The 12,284-nt window shown below is 38.5% G+C and carries 14 protein-coding genes; 7 read left to right on the top strand and 7 right to left on the bottom strand.

Annotation, left to right across the window (positions count from 1 at the left end; genetic code table 11):
• Positions 1–185: 185 nt before the first annotated feature.
• Entirely contained in the window at positions 186–1,115 is a 930-nt protein-coding gene (locus DTA23_RS17935) for an AraC family transcriptional regulator (protein WP_256604227.1), read from the bottom strand.
• Between the two features lie 630 nt (positions 1,116–1,745).
• Here DTA23_RS17935 and DTA23_RS17925 point away from each other — a divergent pair.
• The 3 genes from DTA23_RS17925 (at position 1,746) to DTA23_RS17915 (ending at position 3,456) form a co-directional block, all read left to right on the top strand.
• Entirely contained in the window at positions 1,746–2,216 is a 471-nt protein-coding gene (locus DTA23_RS17925; RefSeq protein ID WP_112375560.1) for an acyl-CoA thioester hydrolase/BAAT C-terminal domain-containing protein, read from the top strand.
• Between the two features lie 208 nt (positions 2,217–2,424).
• Positions 2,425–2,928 carry a GNAT family N-acetyltransferase gene (locus tag DTA23_RS17920; protein ID WP_112375559.1) on the top strand — a complete coding sequence of 168 codons (504 nt, stop codon included), beginning with the start codon at positions 2,425–2,427 and terminating at the stop codon, positions 2,926–2,928.
• An 84-nt stretch (positions 2,929–3,012) separates the two neighbouring features.
• Positions 3,013–3,456, top strand: a complete 444-nt coding sequence (locus DTA23_RS17915) for a hypothetical protein (RefSeq protein ID WP_112375558.1) — start codon at positions 3,013–3,015, stop codon at positions 3,454–3,456.
• A 60-nt stretch (positions 3,457–3,516) separates the two neighbouring features.
• On the opposite strand, the gene DTA23_RS17910 is transcribed toward DTA23_RS17915, so the two are convergent.
• Both DTA23_RS17910 and DTA23_RS17905 read right to left on the bottom strand, forming a co-directional pair.
• A complete protein-coding gene (locus DTA23_RS17910) occupies positions 3,517–4,335 on the bottom strand; it encodes a universal stress protein (protein ID WP_112375557.1) in 819 nt (272 codons plus the stop codon).
• 117 nt (positions 4,336–4,452) lie between these two features.
• The gene (locus DTA23_RS17905) at positions 4,453–5,340 is read right to left on the bottom strand and encodes a sugar phosphate isomerase/epimerase family protein (RefSeq protein ID WP_070565810.1); all 888 of its coding nucleotides are present in this window, start codon (positions 5,338–5,340) and stop codon (positions 4,453–4,455) included.
• A 263-nt stretch (positions 5,341–5,603) separates the two neighbouring features.
• Between DTA23_RS17905 and DTA23_RS17900 the strand changes: the two genes are divergently transcribed.
• Together DTA23_RS17900 and DTA23_RS17895 are read left to right on the top strand one after the other, a co-directional pair.
• On the top strand, positions 5,604–5,786 hold the full coding sequence (locus DTA23_RS17900) for a hypothetical protein (RefSeq protein ID WP_070565808.1): 183 nt from the start codon (positions 5,604–5,606) through the stop codon (positions 5,784–5,786).
• Positions 5,787–6,225: 439 nt separating this feature from the next.
• Positions 6,226–6,699, top strand: coding sequence for a helix-turn-helix domain-containing protein (locus DTA23_RS17895; protein ID WP_112375556.1), 474 nt, complete (start codon positions 6,226–6,228; stop codon positions 6,697–6,699).
• A 10-nt stretch (positions 6,700–6,709) separates the two neighbouring features.
• On the opposite strand, the gene DTA23_RS17890 is transcribed toward DTA23_RS17895, so the two are convergent.
• Positions 6,710–7,765, bottom strand: coding sequence for a fatty acid desaturase (locus DTA23_RS17890; protein ID WP_112375555.1), 1,056 nt, complete (start codon positions 7,763–7,765; stop codon positions 6,710–6,712).
• A 178-nt stretch (positions 7,766–7,943) separates the two neighbouring features.
• On the opposite strand from DTA23_RS17890, the gene DTA23_RS17885 reads away from it, so the two are divergent.
• Positions 7,944–8,438: a hypothetical protein gene (locus DTA23_RS17885; protein WP_112375554.1), complete on the top strand. Its 495-nt coding sequence runs from the start codon at positions 7,944–7,946 to the stop codon at positions 8,436–8,438.
• A 294-nt stretch (positions 8,439–8,732) separates the two neighbouring features.
• A complete protein-coding gene (locus DTA23_RS17880) occupies positions 8,733–9,440 on the top strand; it encodes a DUF6266 family protein (RefSeq protein WP_112375553.1) in 708 nt (235 codons plus the stop codon).
• Positions 9,441–9,734: 294 nt separating this feature from the next.
• On the opposite strand, the gene DTA23_RS17875 is transcribed toward DTA23_RS17880, so the two are convergent.
• The 3 genes from DTA23_RS17875 to DTA23_RS17870 are packed head-to-tail and all read right to left on the bottom strand — an operon-like array spanning position 9,735 to position 12,241.
• Positions 9,735–10,145 (bottom strand): hypothetical protein, encoded by a 411-nt coding sequence (locus DTA23_RS17875; RefSeq protein WP_112375552.1) that lies wholly within the window; start codon positions 10,143–10,145, stop codon positions 9,735–9,737.
• Between the two features lie 55 nt (positions 10,146–10,200).
• Positions 10,201–10,362: a hypothetical protein gene (locus tag DTA23_RS27195; RefSeq protein WP_172462450.1), complete on the bottom strand. Its 162-nt coding sequence runs from the start codon at positions 10,360–10,362 to the stop codon at positions 10,201–10,203.
• A 16-nt stretch (positions 10,363–10,378) separates the two neighbouring features.
• Positions 10,379–12,241 carry a vWA domain-containing protein gene (locus tag DTA23_RS17870; protein ID WP_112376517.1) on the bottom strand — a complete coding sequence of 621 codons (1,863 nt, stop codon included), beginning with the start codon at positions 12,239–12,241 and terminating at the stop codon, positions 10,379–10,381.
• Between the last annotated feature and the right edge of the window lie 43 nt (positions 12,242–12,284).

Below are 12,284 nucleotides of genomic sequence, written 5' to 3'. Positions count from 1 at the left end.
TAACTTCTATTAAGCATACGTACTGTATATCCCTTTCTTAATTGGTTAGCCTCAAGTATTAGACAAATATATTCTAATACCCCACTTAAAGATCAATACTATTTTAACCAAATGTTATACTCAAATTAGAATATACCCCATCTTACAATCAAAACCACAAAATACTATATATATTATTTTAACTCTTAAATGAAAACACGGCTGCCACTGAAGTTGAGTCTATAGGCAGATGGGGTACAGTTTTTTTTACGTTTGAATGCCCGGTTAAAGTTGGAAATATTATTAAAACCACATAGGTAACAAATCTCAGCGACTGTATTGCTCGTCTCTATTAACATTCTGGTAGCGTGGCCAAGTCTTATTTCATTGAGATTGTCAATAAATGTTTTTCCTGTACGTTTTTTTATAAACCGGGAGAAAGAAACTTCGGACATATTGACCAGTTCGGCGATGTCATTAAGGGAGATCAATTTGCTGAAGTTTTTATTCATATAATCAAATGCGACATCTAAACGACGGCTTCGAAAATTCAGTGATTTGTCCAAAAGCATATCTCCCTCAACCAGTAGTTCAGTGTCTTTGCTTACCGATAAATCCCTCAAAATTAGCATTAATTTTATCACTGAATCAAACCCCACCGTTTTATGCAAATTCAATATCTCGGGTGCGATTGATTGAATAGTGCTTTTCGAGAATTTTATACCAAAGCTGCTTATTTGCAACATTCTTTTAATAAAATTCAGTTGATTTTTATTTAAAAATTGATCGCTAAATAGATCTTTATTCCATTGCACTGTCACTTCAACAATATTCTTTGATCTACAATTATGATTGAACCAGCCATGTGGCAAATTAGGGCCTGTCAAAACGAGCTCACAATCTCCAATTTCTTCAATCCTGTCTCCGACAACTCGCTGAGCACCGGAAGCATTCAAAATCATATTTAATTCGTACTCCTCATGGTAATGATATGGAAAATCAAATTTATCTTTAATGCGATGAAACACAGTGAAGCATTCTGTTTCTCTTAATGGAGTGACTTCTTTGACCGGATGGTGGCTCATAATTGTTAAAATACTATGATCTAAAATAACACTATAGTTATTAATAAACAATAACAGACCAATCAAATGGTATAAATCAAGCTATTATCAGTTAAAATAATAACACTAATGAGAAATCTTTGAATAATCTAAGATGAGAAAAAAATAACACTATATAGTGAAATATTTGTTCAAATTAGTGTAAATTTTATTCACAAAACACAGAAATCGTGCAATTTACCGCAGTGGCCCTTATAAACGACAACGTATAAGCCAGTCACCGCACAAAAGAAATGTCTTACATGCTCGAATTGTTACCTTTATGATCTGTATTGTATTGCATATAAAAAGCAATTTATCTAAGTTTGACAAAAACAAATTTACTATACAGCCGATCTACATGAAATTCATTCTTTTTATCTGCTTGTTCTTCGCAACACAAGCTATCTTCGGACAGAATATCAGCGTCGTCAATAATGAATCCACCCTTTTTGAACTTGAAAACCCAAACGGCAAAATTGATTTTTTAGTCATTGATCCTGACCCACATTGTAAGAAACCCTTATTTCTGTTTTGTCAGGGATCGTTACCCTTACCGCTATACTTTAATTATAAAAAGAAGGTTTAAGCCTTTTTGGGGGAGGATTAACCAACTTCAACTACCAGGATATTATTAAGTCGTACCATCTCGTCGTTATTTCCATGCCAGAAACTCCTGTTATCGTCGATGAATCTCAGCTTAATGACTCTTATTGGTATTATGGTGACTCAAAAGATAAAAATACCCCGAGTATAGCTTATCAAAAAGCAGACTATCTAGATAACTATGTAAACCGTTCCGCTACCGTTTTGGATTATCTTAGCCGACAACCTGGGGTCGATAATTCACAATTAGTCGTATTTGGACATTCCCAAGGTGGGCATGTAGCGGCCAAACTAGCAAATAGGTATAAAAAAATAAGCAAACTGGGCCTATCAGGAACTAATATATTCGGACGAATAGATCAAGATATACGGCAGGCAAAACGCGATGTGCAAAAAGGAAAAATTACTTGGCAACAAGCCGCTCAAAAAATTGAACAAACCTATGCGTTTTATAAAGATGCCAACAGTCCGGAAAAATCAAAAAACGATTGTAAAGCCTTTATTTACAATCGTTTTGCCTGTTATTAATCTTTAGTGTATTTTTACTGAAAATTTATTTTATAAGAAATCAGAAAAGCAATCTGACCATAAAACGCTATTATAATCAGGAACACAATTATTTTGAGGTTCAGAACGATGGTCGGCCCGACTACAACAAGCCCCATTGGAACGAGGTTATGAATGGCTTTTTAGCTTGGACATTAGAATCAAACAAAACAAATAAATAGTACAAACCATGAATCAATTAAAATTTCGTGACGCCACGCAACAAGATTTACCACGCATCGTAGAAATATACAATTCTACAATAGCCTCTCGCATGGTTACTGCAGACACTGCCCCAGTATCTGTTGCCAGTAGACAAAAATGGTTTGACGAACACAACCCTTCAAAAAGACCCCTGTGGATGATAGAAGATGTAAATAACCAGGTAATTGGCTGGGTAAGTTTTCAATCTTTCTATGGTCGTCCAGCTTATGATGCAACAGTAGAAATTAGTATCTATTTGGACGAACAGCAACGCGGCCGGGGCCTGGGTAAACAGATTCTCCAGTACTGCATTGATAAAGCCCCAGGTTTAGGCGTACATACCTTATTGGGATTTATCTTTGCACACAACTTGCCTAGTATCGCATTATTTGAAAAGATGGGTTTTAAGGAATGGGCCAACTTACCCAATATAGCAACCTTGGATCAGGAAGAACGTAGTCTAAAAATATTAGGTATACGAATTAAATAACAGCGTGACAATCTAATTACCCGTCATCAAAAATAAAATTGTTAAATTACAGTATTCATTAGATAAGATCTTTAATTCGGCAATATGAAACATTTTATCCAATTCTCCTTGATGCTGATTGCTTATGTATTCTTCTTTTCCAGCCCCCTGTTGGCACAAAATCCAGAGCGCACCAAAACTATCCCGATCACAAGTGATTCAGCATACAGCAAGATAATTCAAGTGCTTCAGGATGGCGGTTATTTTATTGCACAGCTCGATCGGCCTTCGGGATTTATTCAAACTAGTACGTATCTCGAAAACAATAATCTCCTAAGCAATAAAGAAGGAGAAAAATTAATTTTCAACTTCCTGATCAGCCCTTTACAAGCTAAAAGAGCAAAAATAGTTTTAAATATATTTTCAGTAGAGAGGCGTAAAGGCGGGAGCTTTGATGCACCTAATTATTATGATGAAGATAAGGGGATCGTCCGGGACAATAAAGCCTACCAGCAAATTTGGGATAGGATACTCCCCCTATTTCAATAAGTACAATCAAGATAAAGCCCAGCTGATCTCAGTTCACCTGGGCTTTTATAATAAAAAAAATTAGATCGAGATGGTCAGTAAAGGAACATCCAGACCCGATGCCATCATCCGTGTTTTACTTCGGTGGGTCAATGAGCTCCAAAAACCGTACTTATAGGGGATCATGACCAGCAGATCCGTACTGCTCTCTTTTACTTCGTCCCGGATCGCTTTTACAACCTCATTGGAGGTTACATTTTTGTAGTAATAACTTACGATTCCCATCACATCGTTGATGGTTTCACGTGTTTCTTTTCCTTTTTCCTCATTCAGCTGCTCAACAGTTTTTCGAATATTGAGAACCTCCAGTACCGCACCAAATTCAGCGGCAAAATCCTTGACTTTTTCAAGAATTTCCTTTTGTACACCACGAACAATATCACAGGCAAAAAGAATATGCTCCAGACCCGTAAATTTTGCGCCCAGCGGAACGGAAAGGATAGGTATTTTTAACTTACTGATTGCTGCCGTGGTGGTATTCCCCAGCATGTCCTGATCAAAGGAACGTTTGGCCATTCCCATCACCAACAAATCCGCATTCGTCTCCTGGATGCATTTTGTAATCTGGTCATAAAACAAACCTGCCGCAAGATAAGGAATAGTCAAAACACCACTTTCGGCCGTAATCGCCTCGGCTTTACGTCGTAAAACCTTACTTTGATGTTCAAAAATCTTGAACATAGAATCGGGAGAAAGTCGAGCGTTCATTGCATGAATGGAAGGATTTTGAAGAGAAAATAAAACGAGCTCGTATTCTTTTCCTGCAAAAACTTCCATAATAAACTTTAAGGCATGTTCGGCCTCTTCAGCATAGTCTGTGGCAACAATAATCCGTTTCATATGGTCTAATTTAATTCAATAAAAAATCCCTTTTTATTACATTCAAGTTAACGAAAAATAATAAATCTATCAAACGGAGAATTGTCTCAACTGGGTCAATTTTCTCCCGATTTTTGGCTATTTTAAGTAGCTAGCCTTTACAAAAGATGCTTTTTTCAGATAATCGATACTTTGTTGTAAACCGGTATAAATATCGTTACGTGTTTCTTCCAGCTCAACAAAAATATATTGCAGGCCAGCAACTTTTGAATTGTTAAAAATTGCATCGAAACCGACCATACCACTTTGGCCAATTTCGCGGTGGTCCTTAATGTGCAAAGCCTTGAATCTGCCCGCATATTTATTGAAGTAATCAACCGGACTAACTTGCCCCATGACCGCCCAATAGACGTCCATCTCGAAGAATACATGTTCAGGATTTGTATGCTCTAACATATAATCGTACATCACTTTATCTTCCACTTTTCTAAACTCATGCGAGTGGTTGTGGTATCCGTAAATGATTCCTTGCTGACGGCATTTCGCACCCACAGCATCCAGGTAGCGACATTGCGTTTCCAGATCCTTAAGTGTTTTAGGTACATCCATCCAAGGCGTGACGATGTATTTCATTCCCGCTGCTTTGTGCGTAGCAATACATTCGTCCCACCATTTTAGGGATTCTGTAAAATCTCCAGAGCTTAACTCTTTCTCTGATAGCGTTTTCGTTGCATGTGATGAAATCACCTTCATTCCAGCTTTTTCAACTTTTGCCTTAAACTCTTGTGGGCTCAAGTTATATAATTTACCATCTTTGTATCCAGCAGCTTCCACTCCTGTATAACCCAATGCTGAGATCTTTTGCAGAATCTGGTCGAAATTGGCGTTTTTACCGATTTCTTCACGTACAGAATATAACTGTAGACCAATTTCCTTTTTTGCAGCTTTCTGTTGTGCAAATGTTGGACTAACAGCCAACATCATACATCCAGCTACCAATGTTCCGATAAGAGTTCTTCTTTTCATTTAGTGCTCAATTATTTATTACAGACTTCGTTTAACGCAAAATTATTTGTAAACGCAGGTTTACAGGTTGTTTAGGTTTGTCGCGTTAATTATAGCCGCAATGTATGCAAATACTCGAAAAAACACAATGCTTTACCGTTTTATTTATTCACGTCGCGTGCTCAGCGCTCCATAACATACTTTTTTATAGGAATAAAAATATACCCAACTCAACGATTTACAATTTGCAACTGTTCTATTTACAATAACAAACAAGTTGAGTGATGGAAAATAAATATGAAACCCCCGAACATAGCGATCAAAAACAGGAAGAGAAATTACCTGATGTTGCCGTTGAGGAAAAAGATGATGAACCTGCCGGTCGAAATCTCAAACGTACACTTATTATTGCAGTATGTGTGTTGATTGTGTTTTATTTGATTTATTATTTTATGAGTGGACAATAACAGGCGAATAGCCGCAACCATGCAACTCACCACAGCTCCGGCGGAACTTGACGGATTCTTGGAAACCGAAGCCGGGCAAGTCGACTTGTGTCGTCATACACAATCTGGTAGAATCTGACCAAAATTTCGGTCATTGTGCCGACGTACTCGACAATTTACCACGGCTCCGGTGGAACTTGACGGATTCTTGGAAACCGAAGCCAGGTAAATCGACGATATCTACTTAAATAATTTCGTTTTTCATTCGCCTGTGTGCTACTAGATAATAACTTTTTATATTGGTTTACACAGGACGGTGACGTAGGGTCTATTTACTAAACAAATCTCAGTACCGATTAAATCATCTGTTATAACAAATATAAAAGAAAAAATAATAAATACAAATTTTTAAACAAAATAATGAACTATATTTTGCGCAAATTGTCATTCAATTCGTTGTATGACGGATGAAGACAAAGCATTACTGGAAACAATTGGTTTACGCTTTCGCGCGAAACGAAATGATCTTTATTATTCACTACGGGATCTATCCCATCTAACAGGCATTTCAACAGGAACACTCAATGGTATAGAAAAGGGAAAAGACTTAACGCTCACAAACTTTTTAACTTTATGCCGCAGCCTGGAAATCCAACCGACGGTATTTTTTCAGCATGATATTGTTTTTAATTCGCCCTATTCCCTACCTCCTGATGCGCAGGAAAGAATCACGCTAAGCAAAAAACTGGATGACCTCGTCTATCATTCGGATTTTTTCCACGCAGCACGACGTGTTTCGGAAGTGTTGGTCCAATTGGGTATTGACAAGAGCCAAAGCAACAAATTCTCTGTTTATCTAACCAACTATTGTGAAGAGGGAGCCCTCGTCTATCAGCAGCATGGTAACTATAAAACCTATCGTAAAAAAAGGTAAATAAAAAGGACTAAACTTCTTTGTTGGACAGTTCACGAAAACGGTTTGCCCTTCTAAACGTTCCCAAATCATTAAAACGAACCCCATACTTGCGCAAAATTTCTTGTGCCTTCTTGCGCCCAATATGACGTACGTAAAATGTCTCATTGACGACAAAATGATGGATGCTATGTGTCCAACCGAAAAAGAAACAAAACAATTGCATCGGAAAAGTCCACCAAACTGTCAATACTTGCGTCTGCTCAATAACATTTCCAGCTTCAACATCACCAAAATAATGCATGTTTGATGTAATAAAATGCAAACAAAACTGACGTAATAAGTTTGGCAATAGAATAACATAAATGATCCCATGCAGACTTATCAACATGTTATTAACATAGTGTGGAAAACTCAAATCTAACTCAAAAACCTCACTTAACCAACCAAATAACAGGTCTGCAAAAAAGAAATATAAAATCACATGTGCAAAAATCGTCACTGGAACAATGCTCAAAAACATAATCCGTTTTAGTTTTGAAGAAGTCTCCAACTTTAGATTTCCATTTTTCACCTCGTTATCCATATCGTTAAACATGCGATGCAGTCGAAAGAGCCCACCCAACACAACATCGGGAGTTGTTAACAGACGTTTGATCGACCACTGCTCGCCATTCGTAACACTGCGTTCCTCAACATCATGTAATGTACCCGAAAACTTATGATGATGATGATGCAAGGTCCTGCGTATCCAAGGATTTACCGTCAATGGACGTAATATCCATACACTAAAAAGCATAAAATGATGAATTGCCTTTTGTCTTTTAAAATAAAGCCAATGAATCAGATCATGCTCTATTTCATGCAACACGCCCATAAAAAACGCATTACTAACAATCATAAGCCAAGTTGGAACCACAGCGCGAAACCAAGCTATCGATACAACGACAATTGCCAGGATCGCCAGTGCGAATAGAGCCATTCCGATACTGTTCTGACTTTTTAAGGTGGGGTACATTCCTTTAAGCTGCTGGTAGGAAAGATTTATTTCCCTCCTAATCTGGCTCGACTTTTCCTGGTGTGTCAATTCGATGTGATTTTATCGGTAAAAATAAGGATTTTTTCGCAGACATCTAACATGTTAGGTAGAATGCCCCCACCTACTAATAACCATAATAGGCTCTAAAAAATATTTCCAAAAACTGTAACAAAACGAACGGGGCTAATACTAATGAATTAAAATAAACTTATAAACATAAACAGGTATGGAAAAGAAATCAATTTACAACTGGAAGAATAATTTGTTCGGAACTAAATCAACCCTCTACCGCAATGAAGCAGTTATAGGAAGTTTAGAATCTATCAATTGGAATCTGGACGCTCATGTTTCTATCCACAACGATCAGTTCCGTTTCAAAAATAGGGGATTTTTCAACCCATACACGGAGATTCGCAATCAAAACAATGAACTGATCGGCGATATTGAATATGATACCTGGACAACTAAAGCCACTATTAGCCTAATCGATAAAAAATACACGTGGAGATCAAAAAATATGTGGATGACCTCCTGGCAAATTGAGAACGAGCAAGGGGAAGTTGTCGAAATCAAACCTTCTTCGCTCAAAAATGGAGGGAAAATAGAAAGCTTTGAACATAGCGAATTGATCTTGTCTATTAGTTTATATCTTCAAAAACGTATTACAATGATGGTTTCTATAGTTGCCCTGATCCCACTATTTACCTTACTACTAGGTTAACGTAGCAGCCAACTTCTAATATATATCAGTCAAAGCAGATCACTCCTCGGATCTGCTTTTTTTGTGCAAACCATTAAGTAAGCAACAAGCGATCTCATCCCAAAAAAATAATGCACTTAAAGGGATTTGATAGGGACTTTATAGGGACCTTATAGGGACCTCATTCGGATGAAGCCGTCTTAACTACCTATTAATTCCCTATTACGTAACACCTTATTTACAATTATTTAATAGATTAAACTAAACTTATCTATTCGTTGTGTGTTAGTACCCCTACACATTTAATTTAAGACTATGGCAAATGTAACACAGGGTATAAATGGTCCTCCCTCGGGCAAAGTGGGGGCAGTTGTTTTTTGTAAATGGAAAGAGATCAATTATGTCAGGTCTCTTCCGAGGGTGAATAAAAAAAGAGCACTTTCTGAAAAGGAAGTGAACAACCGAAACAAATTTGGACTTATGCAACAATTCTTAAGTCCTTACACGAAAGTCATACGGCTCGGCTTCTCAACCTCCGCTAAAAATATGACAGCATTTAATGCAGCGATGTCCTATAATCTTCACCATGCCATGCAACAAGACGATGAAGGTTTTCATATCGATTATGAAAAGATTGCCATAAGCCGAGGTTTGGACGAAGAGATTACAGGGGCAACATTTCAATTGTTGAACGAAACTATCCATATCACTTGGGAACTAAAAAACACCGAAAAACTCTTGTACGAGGATCTGACAGATTTCCGAACCTTGGTACTCCTCATTCCTGAAAATCCAATAAACGCTTCACAAGGTGTTTTACTTCAAAATTACATTATGGATTTGCGAGTATCTATTCAAATACCGAAACTAACCCAAAGTGATACATATCATCTATATCTAGGTTTTGTTGCAGCTGACGGAACTAATCGGAGCATGAATAGCAGCTATCTCGGAAATATAAACCTAGAAAGAGGATTAAGTTCCTTCCGGGAATTAAATTCATCAACAGGAGAAATAAAATAATTCAAAAACAAACACACAACACACTTAATCACAATAAGATAACAACATTTTAACACCGAATTCATGTTAATATGCTTACTTCGTATAAGCGATATGATTTACAATCGATGGTTTCAACAGCCACATCAATTTCGGCCATGAAGCCAATCGTCTTTATATCTAGTAGGCATTTGGTTACCCCCTCAGCAATCCTCAACACATATCCATGTGCAAGTCCTACTACTTTCTCTATTCAGTTCGGCAAGCTCATATCTTGCCGAACATTCTATTACCCAACGGATCCCCGATTACGATTTAACTTCCAAAAGGCTCTGTCTTTTTTTCGGTCTTTACGATTTTAACCAAATGCTCCAATGCATTTTTCAGACGTTTGGCATCTTCTTCTGTTTGGATCGCCCATAAAATTTCATCCGTGCTTGGCGAAGACTTAAATCGAATTTGATAACCGGATTTTACTCTTGCAATGACAAGTACATCTGATTTGGCAATATCACTTCTAAAATGTTGGCCACTGGAAAGAAAGACTGTTAACACCTTCCCATCTACCGTTACCGTGTCAATTTTCGTATCCTTATAACGGTAAGCTACCTTATATAGCTTATTAATATAAGCCATGGTCTGTTGTTTATTCAAGCTCGCATTTTGGGCTACTGATGGCACTGTAATACCAATAGCCAAAAGAAAGCACAAGAAAAAATTCTTCATTTATCTAACATTTTTTATTTCCATATACTATAACAACACATCGCTCAGATTGCACTTACTCACCAAATATCACATAGCGCAAATCAGCAGAAGCAAAATACGTTCCTTTTATTGATGAACTAAAAATATAGATTTTATTTACTTTTTTACCTATTGCCCCACAAACTAAACTTATTTCCAGTAGCCGCATTTCGATTGCTGCTACTGAAAAATTCATCTTTAGCCATTTTTAGTTATTCTTTCGATCTCGATAAATCCCGTGCATTCTCTGCCATACGGATAAATCCAGCACGATAACCTTCCTCATCTTTGCCTTTGGAAGCTTTTGCGCGCGTGATGAGCTGATCAAAATTGGCCTTTTGCTTAAAATCAGAATCACGAAGTAATAGACCAAGTTCCGCTACCGCAGTGGCGAACTGTAAATCTTCACTCACGCGATTCAATTCCGTAACAGTAGTTCCTATCACCTTTTGTTGCAACTTGCTTTTCTCCCCTTCGGGCTCCTTATACCGAAATTTCACGGTTGCCAGTTCAGCATTTCTCCGCTCAGCTACCTGATCCGCTTGTTGTTGATATTTTAAGGGATCTACCGTTCCGACCATCCCAGACTCCACACCGACCGGTACAATTTCATATAGGGCTGTCACCACATGACCTACCCCCATATCACCACCCATCTTTTGATCGTCATTGAAATCTTCAGCTTCCAACAAGCGGTTTTCGTACCCCACTAAACGGTATGCCTGCACATAACTGGGATTAAATTCGACCTGGATCTTGACATCTTTCGCAACGGTAAACAAGGTTCCCCCGAATTCGGTCACCATCGCTTTTCGTGCTTCAGAAATGTTGTCGATATACGCATAATTCCCATGCCCTTTGTCTGCAAGGATTTCCATCTTAATGTCCTTCAGATTCCCCATGCCATACCCCAATACTGTGAGGAAAACCCCCGATTTACTTTCTTTGGCAATCAGCTCTTCCATCGATTCGTCACTGCTTTCCCCAACATTGAAATCGCCGTCACTAGCCAAAATAATCCGGTTGTTTCCACCTTTGATAAATTGTTGCTTCGCAATTTCGTAAGCCTTCTTAATTCCTGCAGCTCCAGCCGTACTTCCACCGGCTTCCAGCTCCTCAATAGCCGATTTAATTTTCATCTTTTCATCACCGGGCGTACTCTCCAGTTTTACCCCTGCCGATCCAGCATAGGTCACAATGGCAACATGGTCTACAGCACGTAGTTGATCAACCAACATCTTCAGCGAAGCTTTCACCAAAGGCAGACGCCCCGGTCCCATCATTGATCCCGACACATCGATCAAAAACACCAGATTGGAAGCTTTAAGATTCGCCGTCGGTATATCTTTCGCCTTTAATGTTACGCGCATGAGCTGATGTGTAGTATTCCAGGGTGCCTTGGTCAATTCGGTGACGATATTTACAGGTTCGCCATTCTTAGGACCGGCCACTTGATACTGAAAGTAATTGATCATCTCTTCAACACGTACCGCATCTTTTTCAGGTAGTGTTCCTGAATTGATAAAACGACGTACGTTACTATAGGAAGCAGCATCAACATCGGCCGCAAACGTTGATAAGGGTTCTTTTCGTGGATTGATAAACTTGTTTTCCTTTATTTTTTGATAAGATTCTTGGTTCTGATTAGGCACATAACCCGTCCCTCTAATATACAGACCCGATACTTGCCCTGACAAAGCTGCATTAACATTCATCACCGACGCCGTCTGACGCTTCGCCCTGCGCTCAGATCCCGTCACCATAACTTCATCCAGTGTGGTGTTTTGTTGCACCAAGCCCACATCAATCGTTGACCGATGGTTTACCGCTATCCGTTGCTCAAGATATCCGATATAACTAAAAATCAAGGTATTTTTACCGTCAAGAACTTGAATACGATAGTTTCCCTTATCGTCGGTCCGCACCAGCGCTTTTGTAGCAACATTGCTCACCTGTACGCCCGCAAGGGCAGTCCTTGTATTCGCATCGACAACCTTACCGCTGACCTCATATCCCTGCTTGGCATGTCCACCTAAGGATAGCAACAAGCCTATTACAAAAAGTATTGCTCTCATATCTTTACATTTTTGCCAAGGGATGCCACAAATATTAAATTTC

Source organism: Sphingobacterium multivorum (assembly GCF_900457465.1).
Taxonomy (GTDB): Bacteria; Bacteroidota; Bacteroidia; order Sphingobacteriales; family Sphingobacteriaceae; genus Sphingobacterium; species Sphingobacterium multivorum.
The sequence above is the reverse complement of the archived record's forward strand: the minus strand, read 5'-3'. Positions and strand labels throughout refer to the sequence as shown.